Genomic DNA, 24,363 nt, shown 5'->3' with positions numbered 1-24,363 from the left:
CGGGCAAGACCCGGGTCCTGACCCATCGCATCGCCTATCTGATTGATGAAAAGATGATCAATCCCTGGAATATCCTGGCCATCACCTTTACCAACAAGGCGGCCCGGGAGATGAAAGAGCGGGCTTTTGCTCTCAATCCCGCCACTCAGGACTGTCTGATTGCTACTTTCCACTCCATGTGCGTTCGCATTTTGCGGCGGGAGTCGGACCATATCGGCTACAACCGCAATTTTACCATTGTTGATCCGGGTGAGCAGCGGACCCTGATGAAGCGGATTCTCAAAAATCTCAATCTGGATCCTAAAAAGTGGAATGAGCGGGCTATTCTGGGCACCATTTCCAATGCCAAGAATGACCTGATTGACGATACAGCCTACGCAGCCCAGGCAGGCGATCTGTATACAGAGATTGTGGCCAAGTGCTACACGGCTTACCAGAAGGAGCTGCGCCGGTCCGAGGCCATGGACTTTGACGATCTGATCATGCTGACTCTGCGGCTGTTTGACAGCAATCCTGATGTCCTGACCTACTACCAGCAGCGCTACCAGTATATCCATGTCGACGAGTACCAGGATACCAACCACGCCCAGTATCAGCTGGTCAAGCTCTTAGCTTCCCGCTTTAAAAATATCTGCGTGGTCGGGGATGCCGACCAGTCTATCTACGGCTGGCGGGGAGCGGATATGCAGAATATCCTGGACTTTGAAAAGGACTATCCCGAGGCCAAGGTCGTCCTGCTGGAGGAGAATTACCGCTCGACCAAGACCATCCTGCAGGCAGCCAATGAAGTCATCAAAAACAACCGCAACCGCAGGCCCAAGAATCTCTGGACCCAGAATGAAGACGGTGAGGAGATTGTCTACTACCGGGCGGACAATGAGCAGGAAGAAGCTCTCTTTGTGGCTAGGACCATTGATCAGCTGAGCAGAGAAGGTTACAGCCACAAGGATTTTGCCGTGCTTTATCGGACCAATGCCCAGTCACGGACGGTGGAGGAAGCCCTGCTCAAGGCCAATATCCCCTATACCATGGTGGGCGGCACCAAGTTCTACAGCCGCAAGGAAATCCGCGATGTCATCTCTTATCTCAATCTCATTGCCAATACCAGCGACAATATCAGCTATGAGCGGGTAGTCAATGAGCCCAAACGGGGAGTCGGTCCGGGTACGGTGGAGAAGATCCGGAATTTTGCGGCCAGTCAGGAGCTGTCCCTGCTGGATGCTTCGGCTAATATCCTGCTGTCGCCGGTCAAGGGCAAGGCTGCTCAGGCGGTTTCTGACTTTGCCCATCTGATACTGGATCTGCGAGAGCGTTTGGACGACTATACGGTGACCGAGCTGGTGGAAGCCGTTCTGCAAAAGACGGGCTATTCAGAAAGTCTGGCAGCTCAGGCCACTCTGGAAAGTCAGGCTCGGATTGAAAATATCGAGGAATTCCTGTCTGTCACCAAGAATTTCGATGAACATCCAGATAATCCCGCTGACGAATCCGGCCTGGACAAGCTGGGGCGCTTCCTCAATGACCTGGCCCTCATCGCCGATACCGATGACGGAGATTATGAGAGCTCTGAAGTGACCCTCATGACCCTGCATGCGGCCAAGGGCCTGGAGTTTCCGGTGGTCTTTCTGATCGGCATGGAGGAGAATGTCTTTCCGCTCAGCCGGGCAGCAGAAGATGAGGACGAGCTGGAAGAAGAGCGCCGTCTGGCTTATGTGGGCATTACCCGGGCGGAGAAGGTTCTCTTTCTGACCAATGCCAATTCCCGCCTGCTTTACGGGAAAACCAATTATAATCATCCAACGCGTTTCATTAAGGAAATCAGCTCAGACCTGCTGGACTACCAAGGTCTGGCCCGGCCGGCCAATACTGCCTATAAGGTCAGCTACAGCAATAGCGACACCCGTCAGTTTGGTCAGGGTATGAGTCTGGCTCAGGCTCTGCAGGAGCGCAAACGCCAGGCCGCTCCCAGCTCTATCTCTACTGGGAGTCTGCCCTTCGGCAAGGCCAGCCAGGCGGACAGCCCTGCTGAAGATTGGGCCATCGGCGATATTGCCCGCCATAAGAAATGGGGGGACGGAACCGTCCTGTCTGTGTCCGGCAGCGGATCCAGTCAGGAGCTGAAAATCAACTTCCCAGAAGTCGGGCTCAAGAAAGTCTTAGCCAGCATTGCCCCCATTGAGAAGAAGGGATAAGGAATAAGTCGGCTGCAATTTTATCAAGAATCGGATAAGGAGATTGAAGATATGATTCGAAATTCTATCGAAGCTTGGATTTTTGCCCCCAGAGAAAGACAAATCCTGCTTTTGCAGGTTGAAGAAGATGGGCTGTCCTTTTGGCAGCCTATAACCGGCGGCATAGAAAAAGGCGAAAGGGCAGCTGCAGCCTGCCAGCGGGAGATTCTGGAGGAGACCGGTCTGGAAATGGCCTGGTCAGAACTTCAGCCTCTGGGGCATTACACGGTAGAAATTGATAAAAATCTAAGCATTCACAAAAGTCTTTTCCTAGCTAGGACCCAAAAGAAGGATATTCTGATTTCAGATGAGCACACAGATTTCCAGTGGATTGATCTGGCACAAGTCCCTTCTCAGCTCTACTGGCCCAGCAATCAGGAGACTTTTCAGATGATGATGGAGAAAAACGAAAAAAGGCGGTTTTGAACTGCCTTTTAATCTTAAGCATATAGAATAATCCGTAAATTGTTTCATAAGGAAAATTTTCTTGGATTCATGAAATGATTATCTATAAACACTGGCTAAGTGAATTCTTACGAACAAAAAAATTAAAGTAACTAAGTAATAGCTATATTTCCCATATTACAATTTAAGTAAAAATTAGGAGACTCACAATTAGGATTCTTTTGCTCATAGGTGGTATTCGTATAACTAAAGCCATTTACTGTAATAATGCCACTATTGACTTTTAGTTTATAAGAGGGCGTTTTTTGATCGCCTGAAAAAATTATATTTCCCATACCACATGTGAAATTAGCATTCTTTTGAATAATACCTTGAAGTGATGTATTCCCCATATCACAGGTTAAACTACAAGTATTACATTCTAGATCGTTAATAAAGATACTCCCTCCAGCTGTATATAGACTAATATCATCAGCTTTTAGCCATTTAAACACCGCCGTACTATATTTGACTTTAATGTTACAAGCTTCAAGCTTATTGAAAGGAACAGTAATAGTAATCTTTGGAATCATCCAGAAAGAGATTGCTTTAAATACATTAATTTCTTGTAAGATAAATTCGGAATCGTTGATTACAATTTTAAAATCTTCTTTAGAGCAATTTTTAAAGGATAATTTGAATTGTTTTCCTTTTTTATTTCAAAATCAGTTCGATTTACATCAATTTCAAATTTTTTCATGATTTCCATCCTTTGTTTGTAAATAAATGTCTCGTTTTGCAAATAATAAGGAAAGTAGTAGCAAGGCAAATAGGCAAGGAATCCATATATTATAGATAGATAGGTAGGCTTCAGATACTTTCTGAGGACTATGGATAGATAGGTTTTGCATATTATTTGTAAGCATAGAGATGAATACGGAAACTCCTATAACTGATCCAATCTGTCTAACAACACTGATGACACTTTGAGAAGCAGTTAACAATTCTCCGTCTAATGTAGAGGCTGCTAAAACATTGATAGGTCCCGCGATGATACCAAAGCCAATTCCTAAAACTAATGTTGAGCAACTCATAGCTAGTGTATTGTTATAATCTAATGTCACCAATAATATATAAGAAGCTAGGATTGCTAGTAGACCAGTAAATACTAATAAGCGGGGGCCTAGTTTATTAATTGCTAGGCTTCCCAATCCTCCAAAGATGAAAACGGTTAATGACATCGGAAGTAGTATTAGAGCGGCATCCAGTTCGCTTTTACCTTGAACAGAAGTGAAGAAGGTTGGTAAAATAACAATAACACCAATGTAGAAGAACTGGACAATAAATGCGATTAATGAAGCAGATGAAAATTCTTTGATTTTGAATAAATTCAGATTAATCATTGGAGAGGAGATTCGTTTCTCTATAATAATAAATAGAAGGCCTGAGATAATGGAAACGCTAAAACATGTGATACTTCTCCAGTCATTGAACCCCCAATCTCTTACTTTAATTAATCCCAAAGTTAGTAAACAGAGTGATATCATGGAAATCAAGCTACCATACCAATCTATTTTGGTTGAAACTGTAGAATCTTTTTTAAAGTTAAAAGATTTCATCAATAGCAGAAGGGCAATCATAACAATAGGAATATTGATAAAAAATATCCAATGCCAAGATAAACTATCGGTAATAATTCCTCCAAGAGTAGGACCGATAGCAGCAGCACCTCCTTGAGTGAGTCCTAAGGCGGCAACAATTTTAAATCTGTCTTCAACCTTCCAAGAAGAAATTCCTAATGTATTTCCGACTGGTAATAAGATTGAGGCTCCAAGACTAGCAATAATCCTACCTAAGATAAGCTGGTAAAATTCTACTGCTAGTCCAGAAATTAAACTTCCAATACCAAACAATACCAACCCAATAATAAGAATTTTCCCTTTCCCATAAATATCTGCTAATTTACTTAATGGGATAGTACATGTAGCAAAAATAATGGTATAAATGTTCAAAGCCCAAGATAAGCTGTCCAGTCCAACATTTAATCCTTTTTGTATAGCGGGCAGGGTAATATTCATGATTGTTGTGTCTAGCATAACCAAGAAAATAGCTAAACACATTGCAATAGTTATTGTTACTTTTTTATTCATTGCAATTCTCCTTTCTAAAACGTGAGCTTTAACTCGTGTTCTATAGTGTTATTATAACACTTAATAAGAAATTGTCAAGAGAGATATGAGTTTTTACTCACTTTTTTTAAAAAAGAGTAAAAACTCATATTTATGTTTGGATATCAGATAGAAATATGATATTATATGATTAGAAAAATTATTAGAAGGAGGTTAAGGATTTGACTAAAAGGATGGTCAGAAAGCCAGTTCAAAAAAGGAGTATTGACAAATTAAATTTGATTTTGTCAGTATCAAAAGAATTATTTTCAAATAAGAATTATTTCAATGTAACAACTAATGAGATTGCGAAAGAAGCCGGTATATCAATTGGGACTTTATATTCATATTTTTCAAACAAGGATGAAATTTTGTCCGTAATTTTAAAGAATTATAATGAATCTTTTATCGTAATTTTTAATCAGCTGAATACCACAGAAAATTTTGAATTGTTCAGGAGTGATTATAGAAGTTGGATTGAACAACTAATTGAAAATTTGATTAAGATTGAAGATAGGGAATTTCATGCTCAAATTGAGATGTTATCTTATACCATACCGGAAGTTAAAGAAATACAGAATCAACATAATAGTAAAATGAAAGAACTGACTTACCAATGTTTATTATATTATGTAGATGGTAATGAAAAAATAGAAAATTTAAGATCTGTATCGAATGTTTTGTTTAATTTCATCACATCTATTGTAGATGATATTCTTTATTCTCCTCATTCAAATGAAGAGATTATTTCTTTAAAAAGTACGGCTTTAGATTGTATATCTCTTATATTGGAAAATTTAATAGCTTAATGATTTTCTAAATAAAAAAGAGTTAGTAATGCAAACTCAAACCTAGTTTAATTCATAAAACTTTTTTCTTGTCTGGACCCAAAAGAAGGATATTCTGATCTCAGATGAGCACACCGATTTCCAGTGGATTGATCTGGCACAAGTCCCTTCTCAGCTCTACTGGCCCAGCAATCAGGAGACTTTTCGCATCATGATAGGGAAGCTGTAAACCTATAGCTTCTCTTTATTTGCTTTGATAAAAAATAGCTATTGGCCAGCGGAGGGATTTAGTGGTAGACTGGGAAAAACGAGAAAAGAAGGTAGCTTTATGACACGCGATTTTAAATTTGAAACCTTGCAGCTCCATGCCGGCCAGACAGTGGATCCGACGACCAAGTCCCGGGCTCTGCCCATTTACCAGACGACCTCCTATGTCTTTGAGGATACCCAGGAGGGGGAAGACCTCTTTGCCCTGCGCAAGCCCGGCAATATCTACACCCGTATCACCAATCCGACTGTCGCTGCCTTTGAGGAGCGGATGGCGGCCCTGGAGGGCGGTGTCGGTGCTCTGGCCACGGCATCGGGAATGGCGGCTCTGACTTACACGATTCTGGCCTTGGCCCATGCGGGTGACCATGTGGTGGCAGCCTCTACCATCTACGGCGGCACTTTCAATCTGCTCAAGGAAACCCTGCCGCGTTACGGGATTACCACGAGCTTTGTGGATATTGATAAGCCGGCAGAGGTCCAAGCAGCTATTCAGGACAATACCAAACTGGTGCTGATTGAGTCTCTGGGCAACCCTCTGATTAATATCCCAGACTTTGAAGCCTTGGCTGAGCTGGTTCATGCCCATCGGATTCCGCTCATTTCTGACAATACCTTTGCTACGCCCTACCTGATCAATGTCTTTTCTCATGGTGTCGATATTTCTGTTCATTCGGCGACCAAGTTTATCGGCGGCCACGGGACCAGCATCGGCGGGGTCATTGTGGACAGCGGCAAGTTTGACTGGGAAGCTTCTGGCAAATTCCCGCAGTTTGTCGAGCCGGATCCCAGCTATCATGACATCAGCTATACCCGGGATGTCGGAGCAGCAGCCTTTGTCACAGCTGTCCGGACCCAGCTTCTGCGCGATACCGGTGCGGCCCTGTCCCCTTTCAATGCCTTTCTCTTCCTGCAGGGCTTAGAGACCCTGTCTCTGCGCGTGGAGCGCCATGTCTCCAATGCGGAGAAAATTGTGGACTTCCTGGTCCAGCATCCAAAGGTGGAGCAGGTCAATTATCCCAAGCTGACGGACAGTCCTTATAAGGCTCTGGCGGAGAAATACCTTCCCTAAGGGCGTTGGCTCTATCTTTACCTTTACGGTCAAGGGAGGGGAAGCAGAGGCCCGCAGGGTCATTGACAGTCTGGAGATTTTCTCTGATCTGGCCAATGTTGCGGATGCCAAATCGCTGGTGGTGCATCCAGCCACGACCACCCATGGCCAGATGGCCGAAGCAGACCTGCTGGCGGCAGGCATCACGCCCAATCAAATCCGTCTCTCTATCGGTCTGGAAAATGTGGATGACCTCATTGAAGACCTGCGGCTGGCCTTGGAAGAGATTTAAAAAGCTGATTTAAAATTGTACTATTTCACAAAGAACTAGGTTTTTGCCTGGTTTTTTGTTATAATGAAAGATATTCATATACAATAGGTGATAAACATGACGATTTCAGTAATTGTTCCTTGTTACAATGAGGAAGAAAGTATTCCTATCTTTTACGAGGCGATGGAAAAGATGAACCATCAGCTGCGGGAAGACTTAGAGTATATTTTTATCAATGACGGCTCCAAGGACCGCACTCTGGCAGTTTTGCGCCAATTAAGCAAGCAGGACCGCAAGGTGCACTATCTTTCTTTTTCCCGTAATTTTGGAAAGGAAGCGGCGCTTTATGCCGGTCTGCAGCATGCGGCGGGCGATTTTGTGACGGTTATGGATGTGGACCTGCAGGATCCGCCTGAGCTCTTGGCTGAAATGAAGGCAATGCTGGATATGAATCCGGAGCTGGACTGTGTCGGTACCCGCCGGACGACTCGGGAGGGAGAGCCGCCTATCCGCAGTTTCTTTGCCAATCTCTTTTATAAGCTGATTAATAAAATCAGTCAGGTGGAGATGGTAGACGGGGCACGTGATTTTCGCCTGATGAGACGGCCTATGGTAGATGCAATCTTGGAAGTGTCAGAGTACAATCGCTTTTCTAAGGGAATCTTTGCTTGGGTCGGTTTCAAGACGGAATATCTGGAATACAAGAATGTAGAGCGGGTTGCCGGTGAGACTTCTTGGAATTTCTGGCAGTTGTTTAACTATTCCCTGGAGGGCATTATCAACTTCTCTGATGCGCCGCTCAATATCGCCTTTCTGGGCGGCATTCTGTCTTGGATTCTGGCCTTTATCCTGATGATGGTCATTATCGTCCGGACCTTAGTCTTTGGCGACCCGACTTCAGGCTGGCCATCGCTCATGACGGTCATCCTCTTTATCGGCGGTTTTCAGCTGCTGACGATTGGTATTTTAGGTAAATATATCGGGAAAATCTTTATGGAAACCAAGCACCGTCCGGTCTATGTAATTAAAGAAAAGAGTAAATCATCCACTTGAGCATCAAAATCAAAACTCTGAGACTGTAGATAAATGACCACAGGGAAGTGTTATCGTTATTTAGTTTATCTTTTATTATGTCCTTAACTCGCCTTGCCGTACCCCAGTACAGCCTGCGGCTCGTTGCCCTAGTACTAAAAGCAAACTAAAAGACTATCAAAAGCTCCGGCAGCGATTTTGAAGTGGCGGACAGAGCTTTCGTTAGAGAGAGTTAGTTGTACTGGCGTAAGGCTAATGGCGCCAAATTCTTTCTGCGCAGGTCTCTACAAGAGCCAGTTTGCTCAGACAGTGTAAATATAAGACGAAAATATCTTGTTTCAGCTGAGACAAGATGTTTTTCATTTATATCCATGTATAAACATTCCTATCAAAAAAGGACGGCTAGCAAAAATTGATTGTTGAGCTTTATTTTGCATAGGTCAGATAAACTAAATTGTGTTTTTTAAAAACCACAAAATATAACGCAGTTTTTCTTTGACTTTTTAAAACAGGTATGCTAAACTATTTTCATAATGTAATTTATAAAAAACACAAAGGTATGATATGAAAAAAATAAAGTTAGCAGAGCTTGTCCGATTAAAGGTCGGCTCACCCCAGTTCCGTATAAAAGAAAATCTGAATGAAGATTGTATTACTTATAGAATTTACAACCAATTCGACTTAGAAGAGGATTTGACAGGAAAGACGACTCAGCAAACAGAGTCAAAACAAATCCGCACTTCGGATTCTGTTTCAACTTTAAAAACAGGGGATCTGGTCTTTAGTTTCATATCTGGTACAGCCGCAATCGTTACAAGAAAACACGAGGGGTATCTATACACACAGAACTATGCCGTTCTAAGACCATCGGGGCAATTAGATCCATCCTATCTGCTCTACCTACTGAATGAAGACAAGTCGATCAAACGTCAATTTTTACTGAGTCTGCAAGGTTCAACAGTTTTAAAATACACGGTCAAGCAAGTTCGGGATTTGATTTTGCCTATTGAAGAAAACATTGAACGTCAGCGTCTTATCGGAGAGATTTATCAGAAACAACTGCGCCTGAAAGTGCTGAGGGTAGAGCGTGCAGATAGAGAATATTTACTGAGAATACGAGAATTAGAGGAGGCTCGAAAGTCATGAAAGAATCCGTCTTTGAAAAGAAGTTAATCGAATACCTGTCAACAGGTATCTTATCAGAAAGCGGCACAGGTCCTAGAGAAGTCTCGGATGCTCTGGGGAGCTACATCACCAAAAAATGTCTTTGGACTTATGAAAAAAATATCAAGACGACAGACGATCTCTGGCAGAATTTCAAAAGTATATTGGAGCAGCATAATCAGGATGTGCTCAGCCATCCTTTATCTGTCACGGAATTCAACCAAGTGAAAAAGGTTATTTCTGACCTGCAAACGCCCTATCAGGCTGGTCAGTTTCTTTATGGGCTTAATGGCATTTCGCAAATTGAAGTGGATATGGATGATGGACGGCATGCCTTTTTGACCGTATTTGATCAACGAAAGGTCGGAGCAGGCGATACGGTCTATCAGGTTGTCAATCAAATTCAGCGGCCGGCTGTGATTGCAGGAAAGGAAAATCGTGTTTTTGACACAACTCTGCTCATCAACGGACTTCCAATCATTCAGATCGAAGAGAAGCGCGACACGGTTGATGTGAATGATGCCCTTAATCAAATGCACCAATACATTGATGAGAATCAGTATCGCGATATTTACTCTACTTTGCAGATTTTAGTAGGCCTGACGCCCAATAATGTCAAGTACATGGCCAATACCACCAGTGAACTGTTCAATAAAGACTTTGCCTTTAACTGGCAGCGTCAGTCAGATAATACTTTGGTCCGAGATTGGAAAGAGTTTGCTGATAGTGTACTGTCTATTCCTATGGCTCATCAGATGGCGACCAATTACATGATCCTGGATGGAACGAAAAATAAGCAAATGCTCAAGGTGATGCGCCCTTATCAAGTCTATGCGACGCAAAAAGTTATTGAGAAAATCAAGAACACAGATTTTGACATGGCAAGTAATAAAGTCGGTTACATCTGGCATACGACTGGATCAGGCAAGACCATTACCAGCTTTAAAACAGCCTGGCTGGCCAGCCGTCTGCCAAATGTCGATAAGGTTGTCTTTGTGGTGGACCGTATTGCTCTGACCAACCAAACCTTTGATGAATACAAGGCCTATGATCCTGATGCTGATGGCGTTGAGGGGACGGCAGGAAGTGTCCAGGATACCAAGAGAACCACTGAACTCAATCGCCGCCTCAAGAGTAAGGACAATGCGATCATCGTCACTTCGGTGCAAAAGCTCAATACCTTGGTGAATCGTAAAAGTTTTAAGGCTCCAGATAAGCGTATCGTCTTTATCGTGGATGAAGCCCACCGCTCAACGGGCGGAATATCCTTCGCAGGGATTCAGAAGGCCTTTCCCAAGTCCGCCTGGGTCGGCTATACAGGGACACCGATGTTTGATGATACGACCAAGGGCTTGCGGACAGAAGATATCTTTGGGGACTTGCTCCATGCTTACACCATTCGAGAAGCTATTTCGGACCGCAATGTTTTAGGTTTTAAGGTAGATTTTGAAACGACGATTGACGAAGAGGCTATGAAAAGCCACTACCTGCCGGACTTTTATCGTTTGCGCTATCCCCAGTGGACAGAGGGACAAATCCAAGAAAAGATTGCCAATCTCTCCCAGGAAGATATGGATGATGCTATAGAGCCCAGTTTTTATGACGAAAACCCTGACCATATCAAGCTGGTTGTAGAGGACATCTTTAAAAACTGGCGCAACCGCTCCAATGATGGCAAGTACAATGCCCTTTTGACGACTCATGTAGGAGGTGGCAAGGCCAGTATTCCTATGGCCATGATGTATTTCCGTGAGTTTCAGCGGGTCAATGCAGAGAGGCATGAAAAAGGTGAATCAGTGCTCAAGGTAGCCGTAACCTTTAGTAAGAATACGTCTAATAACGACAGCATGCTGGAGAGCAACAAAGGTCTCCATGAGGCCATGATGGCCTATAATAAGCTCTTTGAGACTGAGTTTGAGATGGATAATGTCTCAGGCTATGCTGAAGATGTCAAGTCCCGTCTTGATAAAACGGCTAGTGATGGCAATTTCCTAGACTTGGTGATTGTGGTGGAACAGCTCTTGACAGGATTTAATGCTCCGGAGCTTAACACCCTCTATGTAGACCGAACCCTCAAAGGTGCAAATCTCGTCCAAGCTTACTCGCGGACCAATCGGGTAGCTGATATGCAGGAAAAACCTTGGGGACGAGTGGTCAACTACCGCTGGCCATCATATAATGAAAAGCTGATGAATGAGGCGCTTGCCACCTATGCCAACAAAGACTCGGCTAAATTGACAGATGAGGAACGCAAAGCCCTTAATACCAAGGAGGGAATTACAGCTCCTGAGTTCACAGACCTCTTGCTGCAAGTCAAGAAAACAGTGAGCAAATTGTCTGAAATGACCCAAGAATTTCAGCAGCTGCCTCCGTCAGAAAAGAAAAAAGACGAGATGGTTGACCTGTTGAGAGATTATAATAGCGGAATGGCTAAGCTGAAGCAATACACTCCTGATGATGAAGGCGGCGAGGATATCGGTTTTAACTATGATAATCCAGATGAGCTAATCCGTGAGCTCGGTATGACTCCTGAGCAAGAGGTTATGCTGACAACGGTCCTGACAAATGAACTGAAAGGACATATGGCCAATGAAAAGAAAATCCCAGTCTGGCAGATTGATCTGCGAATGACCCATGTCAAGGATGTTCAGGTCAATTATGACTATCTGACCGAGCTTGTTGAGCGCCTCCTCAACCAAGTGCACGATGGCGAAAAAGAAGCCGCTGCAAAAACCAAGGAAGAAATTAAGAAATTCGCCAATGGCTTGGAAGACCGGTCCTATGCAGAGAAAATTATCAATGCGACGCAGGCTATTTTCAATGGCCATTTTCCTCCGGCGGGAAGCGGCTTTACCTATCCTGCCCGTCTTCAGGAAAGTCAGACTATCATCCAAGAAGCCAATGCCATCAGTCTGAATCGTATTTTTCTAGATTTCCGAAACCAGTGGGGAATCACGGATATTGTGACCAATCAAGACTTGCGTCATCTTTTCTCCAGCCACCGTTACGAGCAAAAAGATTTGGATGATATGGGGCAAATTCGCGATTTGATTGCTCAAGCCAGTCTGGCTTATAAAGAGATGGCACTTGATCCAGATGTCCAGTCCCTCAGCAAAATCAAATACCGCAACGGCCTCAGAGAAGCCATTTACCGGCTGGCTGACCAACTTATTGAGCAGTTGTGAATGAGTTTTGAGCAAGAAAAAAAGATAGCCCCAGGGTCATAGGAATTCTAAGCAGTTGCCTACTCCCATTCGGGAACCCAGAGCGAATCCTTCCCAAGTTATCTTTAGCATTATTTTACACCCGAGAAGGAAAAGGTGCAAGGGATAAGAGAAAAACTTTACCTTCCCGTATTTTGTGAAGCGAAAAGATGATACAATAGTCTCAATAGATAGTCGGGGTGTGCAGCAGTGAGAAAGGATATCAAAAGCAATATTGAAAGTCACAAACGATTTAGACGGCATTTTGTGATGGGAAACCAGTCGAAATTCATAAATCATTGGTAAATGTTTGAAATTTTAAAATGGAGGATAAAAAATGGAGGATGAAAAGAAAAAAATTGGATTTTTATTTGGTGCAGGAGCTGAAATTTCTTATGGAATGCCAACAGGGGGAAAGTTTGCACTTGATATTTTCAGGAAAGATACTTCTTTGGCAAAGAAAGCATTTATAGATAATCGAAGTAGGATTGTAGAGAGCTCACAATATGCTTCAAATTGGCTTCCTCAGGAATATGATACCAAAAGAGTTACCACTTTTAGAGAAAGTGTTTATGAAAGAATTATCAAAGACACAGTTGTAAATAATAGAGATTACATCATTGAGCGGATTAACGAATTTGATAAGGTTGGGGATATTATTTTAAAAAATAAAGGAACGAACACTAAAGAATTTAAAAAATCTGTCGAACAAGATCTTGAGGTATCCTATTCTGATATAAACATTAATCATCAACTTAGGTATAACCACTATTTAGAACAAGGGAATCAATTATTTTCAAGTAAATATTTTGCAATACTGTTAACTTATTATAAAAATTATGCATTCAGCAACCAAGAAGACAAGGAGTTGTTGGGTGATATAGTAAAATCGCTGTTACAATTGCATATAGGTGCAATGAGTGAAAATCTTTCGAGAAATATTAAAGAAAATATTTTTGATGAGGATAAGTTAGGCTTGGATATTTTTGATGATTTGGGAAGTAATATTAACGTAAATTATCAATCAGCTGGAGTTAAGGGGTTAGAATTACTTTCTCGAACTCGATCAAGAGAACTGCATCCAATTGTTGATTTTGCATTTGAAGTGGTTGAACACATTTATGCTGATGTACTAGATTATAAAACAGTAATTGATAGTAACTGGCACTATTTGTATAGTCCTAAAAGTGAATGGGGGAAATTTTGTAATATTAGCATATTTTTACACTCTGTTCGTGAATACATTCTTAGTTTTGATTCTGAAGATGGCAATGATGGCTATTATGATGATTTGGCTACACAGGAAAAATTTAGCGTCTCTGGTATAGCGACATCAAATTATATTAACGGCTTAATCGGTGAGAAGTTATCAAAACATTCTATAACATTTTTAAATGGGAGTGTTAATGAGTATTATGATCCGTATATGAATACTTTGATTTCTGAAGACGAGTATATAACGTATGAACGTTTTGCAGTTCCTTTAATCTTTACACAAAGCGGTACAAAGCCGATGACATCTATTGATATGTCTATTAAATACGTTCATTATTATGAATTATTAAGCAATTCAGATTTTATATGTTCTATAGGATTTGGGTTCAATTATGATGATGAGCACATCAACGGTATAATCAGAAATGTTATTGAAAAACACAATAAACATCTTGTTATAGTGGACTTAGCTAATTATGAAGAGGAGAAGGTTAGAACTGAAAATATGGCTAAAAAATTAAAAATTAGTGATTCCGATAAGATTCATTATCTTCTGGTAGATAGCACTAGGCAAATTCAAGGGCAAAATTGGACGGAATATATCGTATCTGAAGAATTTTTGAAACAATTGGGAAAGGAGTTTTTATGAAAAACATACCAAAATTAAGATTTCCAGAGTTCAAGGATACCGAACCTTGGGAACAGCGTAGGCTGGGGGAAGTGGGAGAAACTAAATCAGGAGTAGGTTTTCCTGATGATGAACAAGGCGGGAATGAGGGAATTCCGTTTTATAAAGTGTCTGATATGAATAATATTGGTAATGAATACCAAATGACATCTTCGAACAATTACGTAACCGAGGCTCAGATCAGTCGTAGAAAATGGAAAGTTATAGACAAAGTTCCTGCTATTATGTTTGCAAAAGTAGGAGCAGCGCTGTTATTGAATAGAAAAAGATTGGTAAATAAGCCGTTTTTGATTGATAATAATACTATGGCATATATTCCATCTTCAGAATGGGATATCAATTTTTGCAAAGTGCTATTTGATACAATCAATCTTCCTAAATATTCACAAGTAGGAGCATTACCTTCTTATAACGGATCGGATATTGAGGCTATTAAAATCCCCCTCCCCTCCCTCCCTGAACAGGAACGGATTGGCAGCTTCTTCCAAACCCTAGACGCGACCATCGCTAGTCATCAGCGTAAGCTGGAACATTTGAAAATGCGTAAGAAAGGCCTCTTACAGAAAATGTTTCCAAAAAATGGTGAAAGTTTTCCGGAAATTCGTTTTCCTGAATTTACGGACGCTTGGGAACAGCGTAGGTTAGGGGAAGTGGCGGATTTTTCTGTCAAGACAAATTCTCTTTCGCGTGAAAAACTAGTTATTGTTGAGGGAGATGTAAAAAACATACATTATGGAGATATTCTAGTTAAATACAATAATGTGTTAGATTATGAAAGCTCGGATATTCCGTTTATAGCTGAGAGTGAACCAGGGGTAAAACCAGAAATGTTTTTACAAGATGGTGATATTGTTTTCGCAGATGCTGCTGAAGACTATTCTGTTGGAAAATGTATTGAATTAACTAACATTTCGGGAAATATTGTTTCCGGTCTACATACGATTGTTGCTAGACCTCGTATTAATTTTGCTTCGTATTTTATGGGGTATTACCTTAATTCAGATATATATAGAAAACAGGTATTACCAATGATACAAGGTGCTAAAGTTTCATCTATTAGCAAACGCAATCTTTCTATAACTGAAATCTCTTTCCCCTCCCTTCCTGAACAAGAACGGATCGGCAGCTTCTTTCAAACCCTAGACGCTACCATCGCTAGTCATCAGCGTAAGCTGGAACATTTGAAAACACTGAAGAAAGGGCTTTTGCAACAGCTTTTCCCATAGAGCCTTGTTTGTTTTATGGGGGGAGAATAAAGAAAAGTGACAAGTATAATAACAATCATACAAAACAGAGGATTTATAAATGACAAGTAAAACACAAGAAATTACCGATAAAATCTGGGCTATGGCCAATGAACTGCGGGGCAATATGGATGCCAGCGAGTATAAGAACTATATCCTGGCTTTTATCTTTTACCGCTACTTATCCGAGCATCAGGAGAACTATCTGGTGTCCAATCAGGTCATTGATGTGCCAGAGGGCCTGACGGTTAATCAAGCCTATAAGGCCGAAGCTTCTGGTGAGGACTTAGAGGATTATCTGGAGGATATTTCCCTGACTCTGGGCTATGCCATTGAGCCTGAAGATACTTGGGAATCCTTGCGGGAGAAGATTGCAGACAGTCAGGTCATGCCTAGTGATTATCAGACTATTTTTGAGCATTTCAACCGCAATGTGGAGCGTAACCGTGAAGCATCGCGAGATTTTAGCGGTGTTTTTAATGACATTAATCTAGGAGATTCTCGATTGGGAGCTTCGACAACGGCGCGTGCTAAGTCGCTCAATGCCATCGTCAAACTCATTGACAGCATTGACTATAAAAGTGAGGATGGCAAGGATATTCTGGGTGAGATTTATGAGTACCTGATTGGAAAGTTTGCGGCTTCAGCTGGTAAGAAAGGCGGAGAATTTTACACCCCGCATCAGGTCAGCCAGATATTGGCAAAGTTAGTCACGCTTGATATCGTAGAAAGCAGTGATACAAGCTTTAGCGTCTATGACCCGACCATGGGGTCTGGCTCGCTCCTCTTGACCGTAGGGAATGAACTCCCTCAAGGCAAAAAAGCAGGAGCCATCAAGTATTTCGGTCAGGAGCTGGGGACAACTACCTACAACTTGGCTCGGATGAACCTTATGATGCACGATGTCTCCTATGTCAATATGACCCTTAATAATGCCGATACGCTGGAAAGCGACTGGCCAGATGGGCCGGATGAAAAAGGGATTGATCACCCACGCTCCTTTGATGCCGTCGTTGCCAATCCTCCTTACTCGGCCAAGTGGGACAATGCTGACTCCAAGCTCAAAGATCCCCGCTTTTCAGACTATGGCAAGCTAGCCCCCGCCTCAAAGGCTGACTATGCCTTTATCCTCCACAGTCTCTACCATCTCAATAACACAGGAACCATGGCCATTGTCCTGCCCCACGGCGTGCTTTTCCGAGGAGCCGCTGAGGGCAAGATTCGCCAAGTCTTGCTTGAGAAAAATTACTTGGACGCGGTAATCGGTCTTCCAGCCAATCTCTTTTATGGCACCAGCATTCCAACCACCATTCTGGTCTTTAAGAAAAATCGTAAGACCAAGGATGTATTCTTTATTGATGCTTCCAAAGACTACAGCAAAGGGAAGAACCAAAACAGCCTATCTGAGGAGCATATTGAGAAGATTGTCTCTGCCTATCAGGCCCGCCAAGATGTGGATAAGTATGCTCATCTAGCCAGTCTGGAAGAGATTCAGGAAAATGACTACAACCTCAATATCCCCCGCTATGTGGATACATTTGAGGAGGAGGAGCCCATTGATTTAGATGAGATTAAGCAACTCCTAGCCCAAGACGACCAAGAAATTTCCAAACTCGAGGCAGAAATCAATGCCCTTTTGAAAGAACTAGGGGTCTAAAGCGCAAGCAAAACCGACTGCATGTGGTCGGTTTTACTTCTGTTATAAAAAATGAAACGACTAGATTATATTGAACGACCGAGGTTGATCCTTGCAAACAGTTCAAAAAAACTGTAAAATAGACCTGTAAAAAAACGTGTGAAAGGTGCTGTCATGAACAAGGATGGAAGGATTAAGAATGTGTCTTTTAAAATTGACGCAGACTTACTAACTACAGCGAGCTCTATTTTGAAGCAAAATGGCTATACCTTATCAAAGGGCTTGACCCTTTTTTTGAAAAATGTGGCTGTTAGGGAGGAAGTCCCCCTTGAAACGGAGGATGATTTGGAAAATGAACGCTTGTTTTTGCAACTGCAAAACGAGATTAAAGAGAGCCTTGATGAGGTGCAGTCTGGAAGCTACTATACAGACGAAGACTTGGTAGAACGCTATGGTTTATAGTATTCGTTATACTGCAAGGGTTGTAGAGGAACTCGATCGAATCTACGGCTATATTTCTACTAACTTTAGTATAGGGGGTGCTAGAAGAAAAATCTCAAAGATCAGAGCCAAGATAAATCGGCTTCAGCATATGCCCGGTGGATTTGATTTTGATGACCAATTAGGCAGAAAGTTGAATCCAAATTTTAAAACACAGGCATTAGTTTGTGATGATTATTTGATATTGTTCCTTGTAGATAAAAAACATCAAATAGTTATCGTTACTCACCTAATTCCGTCAAAAAGCAACTATATGAAGTTGTTAAAGAAATAAACTGAAGAGCGCAAGCTCTTTTTAGTTTTCCGGAAATTCGTTTTCCTAGCTTTACTGACGCTTGGGACAGAAAAGCTCCAGTGGAGATTTTCTGCCTTTTCCAAGAAAATAGAAAGGAAAAGGGCGCAAGTTGGGTGAGCAAGACTGGAAAATCAAAACATCGCTTTCCAGAATTTACAGATGCCGACGCTTGGGAACAGCGTAGGCTGGGGGAAGTGGCGGAAAGAGTAACACGAAAAAACAAAGAATTATTAAGTACACTTCCTTTGACTATTTCTGCTCAAGATGGACTTATTGATCAAAATGAGTTTTTTAACAAAACTGTTGCAAGTCGAGATGTGAGTGGATATTATTTAGTGAAAAACGGGGAATTTGCATATAACAAATCATATTCTAATGGTTATCCGTGGGGGGCTGTAAAGCGACTTGATAGATATGATATGGGGGTGTTATCAACTCTTTATATTGTTTTTAAACCCACAGATGTGAATTCAGATTTTCTAGCAACGTATTATGATACCACAAGATGGTATAGTGAGGTTTCAAGACATGCCGCAGAAGGTGCTAGAAATCATGGGCTGTTAAATATTGCTGCCACTGATTTTTTTAAAACAGAATTATTACTTCCGAAAGATGAAAAAGAGCAACAGCAAATTGCAGACTTCTTTCAAACCCTAGACGCGACCATCGCTAGTCATCAGCGTAAGCATTCTCAGAGGCGAGTTTAATTACTGAGTGCTGAAAGGGAACGCATGACTAGATCGACATCTTTGTTTTCCAGTTCTGCGATGATGTGCAGATAGGTTTTTTGGGTTGTCGTCATGCTAGAGTGCCCCAGTCTTTGGGCTACGCTGGCGATGGAGACACCTGCAAAAAGCAGGATAGACGCATGGGTATGTCGCAGACCGTGAAGACTAATAACAGGGATATGGGCTCGTTTGCAGTGCCGTTCCAAGCATTTATTGGGCGTCGAATTCCAGACAGGGCCATGTACAAAAATCGGCTGGTCTTTGGGCAAGTTCTTGATTAATTCGCTAAACTGGATAACAGTCTGCCAATCAATAGGCACTTTTCGATTGGATGAAAAGTTTTTAGTAGGCAAAAAACCAGTATTGCTTTTGTAGTCCCAAGTTTTGGTCACGCTAATAGCCTGATGGCTAAAATCAAAGTCTTTGGGAGTAAGAGCTAGTGCCTCAGAAAAACGCAGCCCCGTCTTTGCAATGAGAAGAATCATCCAGTCCCAGTCAGCTTGACTTCCCAGGCTTAAGTCCTCCAATAACTTGTGCACCTCGTACTGGTTAAGGAATTTCTGTTTCTTGGCGCGTGGCGCCTTACCTTTTATGATGGCCTTTCTGGTAGGATCTTTAGAAATCCAGCCTTCATCTACACAATCAAGTATGGCAGCCTTGAGTTGGTGATGGAAGTCTAGGGTAGTCTGCCGCTCATGGTAGAGTGCATAATCATTGAGCAACTTTTGGTATGCGGTTCGATTGAACTGACCAATCTCAAGCTGGGGAATCAAACGTTGTAACCAATATAGGGTCATCTGGTATTTCTTTAAGGTCACTTCTCGGACAGCGCCCTCCTTATAAATGTGAATCCAGTCAGCATAGAAATGATAAAAAAGAGAGTGTTGATTAAAGCATTCTGTAGACATGTGCATTCCCTCCTGTAAGTTGGTTGATAGGACTGTTTCAACACGTCCTATCTGTTAATTGGACGATATTTGGCTTGCTCTCTTTTTATTATATCTCTATTCTCTTTTCCTTTCTGTTAGAGTCTTGCAGTTTGCTTTTAGTGCTGTCACTCCCTGCTGAGTGGCAACCTCCTTCGCTTTTTAAACTCCAAAGATGACCGAAGCAGCTGTGCGCAAAGTGGGGTGAAAATAAAACTTACAAAGTAAGTGTCGAAAACAGCCTAGGATTAGGATGTTTTAGGCCAGCAGCTCGAAACGAAGACTTGCTCAAGCCAGCCAGCCTCATTCAAGTTAAAGAGGGGAGCTTTGCTATTCGTCTCGCTGTCTCGTCTGGTTTCTGTTTTATTGAGGATTAGCTGCCTTCTCACCCGTCTCATTTTCAGAGGCGCTTTTCTTGACAAATAGAACAGACAAATGTAGAATATAAGTATAAACTACACTTGTAGAAAAGGAGAAATAGACATGAAACTTTCTAAGAAAATCGTTGCAGGCTTCCTCAGCCTGTCTGCGGCAGTCCTTTTAGCGGCCTGCTCCAGCAATGCCAATCAGGGAGGCGACAGGGCTCAATCCCAGAGCAGCCAGCCGGCCAGCAGTTCCGTTGCCAGCAGTTCCGTTGCCAGCAGTTCCGTTGCCAGCAGTTCCGTTGCCAGCAGCTCCTCTTCCTCTTCTAGCCAGTCAGCTTCTTCCAATGCTTCTCAAAGCGGTCAGTTGGATGGCACTTACATGGCGACCGACCACGATGGGGACCAGCACAGACTGGAGATTAGGGGCACGACTGGTACTTGGACCGAGACGGAGGTTGATGGCGAGCAAGAAGTCAAGCAGGTCCAAGTGGATACGGGCAAACAGCAGCTTACGGTTGGAAACGAGCTTAAAAGCTACCGCCAAGAGGGCGGCCAGCTGATTGTGGATGAGCTGGATGATGACCCTGATACTCTGACCTTTACCAAAGAGTAGCATTTCTCCTTGTGACAGTAGGAAGGAGAGAAGCGAATACGTCAAAAACCCGAGCGAGTTCGGGTTTTTCTTGTCTGATTAAGCTGGCCCTAGTCTCTGACAATGGCCAGATTTTCCTTGACATGGAGGCTTGGGCTTTCAGCGACCGTTTTGACAAAGTTAGCGATGGCTAAGCGGGAGATGTTGTTGCCCTAGACCACTTGACCTTTGGGAATGAGCTCGTAAGAGGTGTCAGAGCTGGAATCAAACCAGCCGGGACGGAGGATAGTGTAGTCCAGATCAGAGGCTTCCTATCCCCCTGCCCTCTATCCGGCAGCTGCAGCTGACAAATAAAGGTTTGGCTGCTAGGCTTGGGGCAGACCAGGACATGCTGGAAAGCAGCTGTTTGCTGAGATTAGAAAAGGACGGCTTTACTGTCCTGAAAAGGGGCCGGACCTTCAAGGCATTTGAGCCTGTTCTGGAAGACATGACTGAAGAATGGCGCGGTCAAGCTTTTGGGCGGTTTGCTTTGAGCTATACCAGCCACGAAGAGTTGGCAGAGGAGCTCGCTGCAGAGCTAGCCTCCAAGCTCGGCCTTGAGCCTGCACTTGAGCCAGCCTCCCCCTTTCTGCGGACAATGATAGGAGAACAGGGCCTAGTCTTTTACTTTGCTGCTTCTAAAGGATAAGAATATTTGAGATGTGGACGAGGGAATATCTTATTTAATATATGTATTATAGGGTAAATGCCTGGTTTAAATTTGTTGTTTGTATGATAGGCTTTTCATTTTTTAAAAAATGTGTATAATAAAAAATGAGGAGGATGTAGCAATGACAAATAAAATAAAACATGATGAATTTTACTTTGAAGTTGATAAAGTCAACCATGAACTAAGAGAAATGATTGATTTTTATTCAAAATATGGAAGGGCAAAGTTAGATGTAAAATATGAGGGTAAAATATACTGCTCAATCTGTAAACAAGCGCCCCTAAATATTAATTTTGGCCCTAAAAGAAAAGGATTATCAGTATTACAACAAAATCAGAGTAAACATTTAGATGGGTGCTCTAAAGCAGTTGAAGAAGCGAATAAGAAAGAAACAAATCAGTTCTATTCTGAATCAGAACTTGATAAATCCCATATAAATAAGAGATTAGAACTACTAATTCATTCTCTATTCAATTCAAAAAAACTACTTCTACGAAAACGTATAAGGAAGATACTAAAACTGAGCTAAACGAACATAATTCTTTGACAATAAAAGTAAGTGACAAAACCCCAAAATCTTTACCAAGAAAAAAGTTGGATGAAAATCTTAAGAAAGAGTCCTCGTCAGAAATTTACAAAATATATTATGGAGATTGTAAACTATATCTCGTCCCTTATATTCCTAAAGATGCTCACGAACCAGTTTGTTATTTTTTAAAAATTTTTGATTATCAACGTGGCTATTTACTGTTTACATTAAAAATTAGTGCCTACATAATGGAAAATTACCTCAAAAAAATTCTTTCAGAAATCCCTTGCGGAAATGTAGCGTATCGTGAATGTCAAAAATTAGCTGCTAGAAAGAAAATTGCGTTTGTATCTCAGTTGGATGTCAAAGAAAATGGGAAGTATATAAATGTTGAGGGTTCATTAAGAGATAGCCGAATGTTGTTCATTGAATAGCGATAAACAGTAGTTATGGAAAAGATTGACATGCAGATTAAGCTCAGACAGCTTGATTTCAAATGTGAGTGTCAAGTAATCACTTATTTATCTAAGTGCAATTTAGTATACCTGATTTAAAGGAGCAACCATGTCTTTTCAAAGTGAATTTATTTCTAAAATTTGGGAGCGGGGCAAGACTGATGCCGCTATTGGTGCGGTTTACGATTTGCAGGCTGAGGCGCTGGTGATGGCAGCGTGTTTATCGAAGCGCGAGTAGAAGGAACTTTTGACTACTATGTCGAGCTGACAGTAGAGGGTGGGGAGACTTACGAAGCGTCCCTACAATCAGGATGTGGGTGAGCTCTGTAAGCACATGGCAGCGGTTTTGATGGTCTATGAAAAGAGCAAGACAGAGCCGTCTAAAAAATCCCCCCTCTTTAGACGAGGTGGATGCAGCCATTTTTAAGGAATTTTGTCTGGCCAAGGCTGGCAGTAAGCCGGCATTTAAGCGTGAATTGCAGCATTATATAGCAGACAGGACGGAAGGTGTCAGTCTGGACAAACTCAAAAAATGTGTGTCCTCCATCATCAGCAAATATGCAGGACACAGCGGCTATATTTACTATGAAAACATGGATGATTTTGAGGATGAGCTGAGTTTCTTTCTGGACCAGCAGCGGGGAAATCTCCTTTATGGATTAACCGTCGAGGAGCATTTTGACCTTGCTGATGACTTGCTTGCTCAGCTGGATGATACTGACATGGACGATTCAGATGGCAGCTTGATGAGGCTGACTGAGCAAGTATTCGAAAGCCTGGAAGACAGAATTGGCCCGGGTCAGGATGAGCAAGTCTTTGCCCAGCTTCTGGCAGCCCTGTCACAGAAGAGGAATTCTTCTCTGACAGATTATGATTGGAATCTCTTTGAAGAGCATTTTTCCGGTCAGGACTTTGCTGTGAGAAAGCTGGCTTTTCTGCTGGAGCATCTGAAAGTTCCTCCCCAAAATGCTTCTTGGTCAGAGGAATTTGAATTTAAAAGTATGGTTGAGCTCGTTTTTTCAATCTCGAAAGAGCTGGGGAAATCTTTGACAGATTTTGGTCAGCTTTTGCAGGATTACTGGAGTCAGGCGAGTGTTCGGGAACTTTCTATTGATGGACACATTGCTCTGGGACTGCATGCAGAAGCTGAACAGCTTATCAAGAAAGAACTAGCCGCTCCAGAAGCTATCCATCACGGCCGTCTGCGCCTGAAACTCAAAGACCTCTACCGCCGGCAGGAAAAGTGGGAGGATTATCGTCAGTTGTTAGAAGAGATTCTTCTAACTGAGAGCATTGACTTTAATCTCATAGATGAGCTGAAAGAGCAGCTGACTGGCAGACCGTCCGCTTGCGGCTCAAGGAAAACTGGGGACAGAGAAATGATTGGCGCTTGATTGATTTTTACCGAAAAGAGGGATTTTGGGAGGAAGTCTTGCTTCGGGCCCAGTCCAATCCTGTGGTATTGAAACAGACCTATCTGGACTTGGGCAGGCATTTCCCGCAGGAAACTTTGACTATACTGTCTGCAGAATTGGAGGATGCTCTGAGGCATTCCAGCACCCGCAAGCACTATAAGGAATTAGCTGAAATCCTGTCGAATATGAAGAAAATAGCTGGCGGTGAGGCGGTGGTCCAGCAGCTCCTCGCCAAATGGCGAACCGCCTATCACAACCGGCCTGCTATGTTAGAGGAATTTAGCCGTTTGTAAAAATAGAAGGAGGCAGCACTATGGATAAAAAGAAGCCAGAACAGGCCATGAAGGACTTAACCTTGGTCTTGCTCTATCTAAGCAAATTTCAGGAAAGGAATCGCTATTCCGACCTTCCCCTTTACAGAGCCTGGAAGGGCTATGACTGGGACGTGATTAATGACTTGGATGAGCAGGACTTGATTGACCAAGGAAATGTTAGAAATAAATCCG

The 24,363-nt window shown here is 42.5% G+C and carries 24 protein-coding genes and 2 pseudogenes; 22 read left to right on the top strand and 4 right to left on the bottom strand.

Going from position 1 to position 24,363, the window contains the following annotated elements:
- Both pcrA and STRDD11_RS10775 read left to right on the top strand, forming a co-directional pair.
- Positions 1-2,192 (top strand): DNA helicase PcrA (gene pcrA, locus STRDD11_RS10780; protein WP_128837342.1); only part of this gene is annotated, 2,192 nt, incomplete at its 5' end.
- 51 nt (positions 2,193-2,243) lie between these two features.
- Positions 2,244-2,657, top strand: a complete 414-nt coding sequence (locus tag STRDD11_RS10775; RefSeq protein WP_128837283.1) for an NUDIX hydrolase — start codon at positions 2,244-2,246, stop codon at positions 2,655-2,657.
- Between the two features lie 131 nt (positions 2,658-2,788).
- Here STRDD11_RS10775 and STRDD11_RS10770 read toward each other — a convergent pair whose 3' ends face one another.
- Positions 2,789-3,238 (bottom strand): DUF4097 family beta strand repeat-containing protein, encoded by a 450-nt coding sequence (locus STRDD11_RS10770; protein WP_241209434.1) that lies wholly within the window; start codon positions 3,236-3,238, stop codon positions 2,789-2,791.
- 123 nt (positions 3,239-3,361) lie between these two features.
- A complete protein-coding gene (locus tag STRDD11_RS10765) occupies positions 3,362-4,765 on the bottom strand; it encodes an MFS transporter (RefSeq protein ID WP_128837282.1) in 1,404 nt (467 codons plus the stop codon).
- Positions 4,766-4,977: 212 nt separating this feature from the next.
- Between STRDD11_RS10765 and STRDD11_RS10760 the strand changes: the two genes are divergently transcribed.
- The 12 genes and pseudogenes from STRDD11_RS10760 to STRDD11_RS10710 all read left to right on the top strand — a co-directional run bounded on the left by STRDD11_RS10760 (position 4,978) and on the right by STRDD11_RS10710 (position 18,845).
- On the top strand, positions 4,978-5,592 hold the full coding sequence (locus STRDD11_RS10760; RefSeq protein WP_128837341.1) for a TetR/AcrR family transcriptional regulator: 615 nt from the start codon (positions 4,978-4,980) through the stop codon (positions 5,590-5,592).
- A 58-nt stretch (positions 5,593-5,650) separates the two neighbouring features.
- Positions 5,651-5,800 (top strand): annotated as a pseudogene (locus STRDD11_RS14945) (NUDIX pyrophosphatase); the annotation flags it as partial.
- 99 nt (positions 5,801-5,899) lie between these two features.
- Positions 5,900-7,181: pseudogene (locus STRDD11_RS10755) on the top strand (O-acetylhomoserine aminocarboxypropyltransferase/cysteine synthase family protein).
- Positions 7,182-7,277: 96 nt separating this feature from the next.
- A complete protein-coding gene (locus STRDD11_RS10750) occupies positions 7,278-8,213 on the top strand; it encodes a glycosyltransferase family 2 protein (RefSeq protein ID WP_128837281.1) in 936 nt (311 codons plus the stop codon).
- Positions 8,214-8,756: 543 nt separating this feature from the next.
- Positions 8,757-9,338: a restriction endonuclease subunit S domain-containing protein gene (locus tag STRDD11_RS10745; protein WP_128837280.1), complete on the top strand. Its 582-nt coding sequence runs from the start codon at positions 8,757-8,759 to the stop codon at positions 9,336-9,338.
- Positions 9,335-12,541, top strand: coding sequence for a type I restriction endonuclease subunit R (locus STRDD11_RS10740; RefSeq protein ID WP_128837279.1), 3,207 nt, complete (start codon positions 9,335-9,337; stop codon positions 12,539-12,541). Before STRDD11_RS10745 ends, STRDD11_RS10740 begins: the two co-directional genes overlap by 4 nt.
- Before the next feature lie 355 nt (positions 12,542-12,896).
- Positions 12,897-14,423 carry a hypothetical protein gene (locus STRDD11_RS10735; RefSeq protein ID WP_206512700.1) on the top strand — a complete coding sequence of 509 codons (1,527 nt, stop codon included), beginning with the start codon at positions 12,897-12,899 and terminating at the stop codon, positions 14,421-14,423.
- Complete coding sequence (locus STRDD11_RS10730) at positions 14,420-15,688, top strand: restriction endonuclease subunit S (protein ID WP_128837278.1); 1,269 nt, start codon at positions 14,420-14,422, stop codon at positions 15,686-15,688. The genes STRDD11_RS10735 and STRDD11_RS10730 overlap by 4 nt, the downstream gene beginning before the upstream one ends.
- Positions 15,689-15,767: 79 nt before the next feature.
- Positions 15,768-17,363, top strand: a complete 1,596-nt coding sequence (locus tag STRDD11_RS10725) for a type I restriction-modification system subunit M (protein ID WP_128837277.1) — start codon at positions 15,768-15,770, stop codon at positions 17,361-17,363.
- 153 nt (positions 17,364-17,516) lie between these two features.
- Positions 17,517-17,804, top strand: coding sequence for a type II toxin-antitoxin system RelB/ParD family antitoxin (locus STRDD11_RS10720; protein WP_128837276.1), 288 nt, complete (start codon positions 17,517-17,519; stop codon positions 17,802-17,804).
- Complete coding sequence (locus STRDD11_RS10715) at positions 17,794-18,117, top strand: type II toxin-antitoxin system RelE/ParE family toxin (protein WP_128837275.1); 324 nt, start codon at positions 17,794-17,796, stop codon at positions 18,115-18,117. The genes STRDD11_RS10720 and STRDD11_RS10715 overlap by 11 nt, the downstream gene beginning before the upstream one ends.
- 80 nt (positions 18,118-18,197) lie before the next feature.
- The gene (locus STRDD11_RS10710; protein ID WP_241209421.1) at positions 18,198-18,845 is read left to right on the top strand and encodes a restriction endonuclease subunit S; all 648 of its coding nucleotides are present in this window, start codon (positions 18,198-18,200) and stop codon (positions 18,843-18,845) included.
- Here the strand turns inward: STRDD11_RS10710 and STRDD11_RS10705 are convergent.
- On the bottom strand, positions 18,842-19,774 hold the full coding sequence (locus STRDD11_RS10705; RefSeq protein WP_128837274.1) for a site-specific integrase: 933 nt from the start codon (positions 19,772-19,774) through the stop codon (positions 18,842-18,844). The genes STRDD11_RS10710 and STRDD11_RS10705 overlap by 4 nt on opposite strands.
- A gap of 501 nt (positions 19,775-20,275) precedes the next feature.
- On the opposite strand from STRDD11_RS10705, the gene STRDD11_RS10700 reads away from it, so the two are divergent.
- Positions 20,276-20,770, top strand: coding sequence for an SP_0198 family lipoprotein (locus STRDD11_RS10700; protein WP_128837273.1), 495 nt, complete (start codon positions 20,276-20,278; stop codon positions 20,768-20,770).
- A 191-nt stretch (positions 20,771-20,961) separates the two neighbouring features.
- On the opposite strand, the gene STRDD11_RS14940 is transcribed toward STRDD11_RS10700, so the two are convergent.
- Positions 20,962-21,048 carry a hypothetical protein gene (locus tag STRDD11_RS14940; RefSeq protein ID WP_346962594.1) on the bottom strand — a complete coding sequence of 29 codons (87 nt, stop codon included), beginning with the start codon at positions 21,046-21,048 and terminating at the stop codon, positions 20,962-20,964.
- A gap of 107 nt (positions 21,049-21,155) precedes the next feature.
- Here STRDD11_RS14940 and STRDD11_RS10695 point away from each other — a divergent pair, with 107 nt between their 5' ends.
- The 7 genes from STRDD11_RS10695 to STRDD11_RS13725 form a co-directional block, all read left to right on the top strand.
- A complete protein-coding gene (locus tag STRDD11_RS10695) occupies positions 21,156-21,437 on the top strand; it encodes a hypothetical protein (protein ID WP_128837272.1) in 282 nt (93 codons plus the stop codon).
- Between the two features lie 142 nt (positions 21,438-21,579).
- Positions 21,580-21,987 (top strand): hypothetical protein, encoded by a 408-nt coding sequence (locus STRDD11_RS10690; RefSeq protein WP_128837271.1) that lies wholly within the window; start codon positions 21,580-21,582, stop codon positions 21,985-21,987.
- A 65-nt stretch (positions 21,988-22,052) separates the two neighbouring features.
- On the top strand, positions 22,053-22,421 hold the full coding sequence (locus STRDD11_RS10685; RefSeq protein ID WP_206512698.1) for a hypothetical protein: 369 nt from the start codon (positions 22,053-22,055) through the stop codon (positions 22,419-22,421).
- 130 nt (positions 22,422-22,551) lie between these two features.
- On the top strand, positions 22,552-22,680 hold the full coding sequence (locus tag STRDD11_RS14915) for a hypothetical protein (RefSeq protein ID WP_277592933.1): 129 nt from the start codon (positions 22,552-22,554) through the stop codon (positions 22,678-22,680).
- Positions 22,681-22,798: 118 nt separating this feature from the next.
- Positions 22,799-23,836, top strand: coding sequence for a hypothetical protein (locus STRDD11_RS10680; protein ID WP_128837269.1), 1,038 nt, complete (start codon positions 22,799-22,801; stop codon positions 23,834-23,836).
- The gene (locus tag STRDD11_RS10675) at positions 23,833-24,150 is read left to right on the top strand and encodes a hypothetical protein (protein WP_128837268.1); all 318 of its coding nucleotides are present in this window, start codon (positions 23,833-23,835) and stop codon (positions 24,148-24,150) included. The genes STRDD11_RS10680 and STRDD11_RS10675 overlap by 4 nt, the downstream gene beginning before the upstream one ends.
- A gap of 20 nt (positions 24,151-24,170) precedes the next feature.
- A partial coding sequence (locus STRDD11_RS13725; RefSeq protein WP_164828474.1) for a DUF6429 family protein occupies positions 24,171-24,363 on the top strand: 193 nt, incomplete at its 3' end.

It is taken from the genome of Streptococcus sp. DD11 (assembly GCF_001578865.1).
GTDB lineage: Bacteria > Bacillota > Bacilli > Lactobacillales > Streptococcaceae > Streptococcus > Streptococcus panodentis.
The sequence above is the reverse complement of the archived record's forward strand: the minus strand, read 5'-3'. Positions and strand labels throughout refer to the sequence as shown.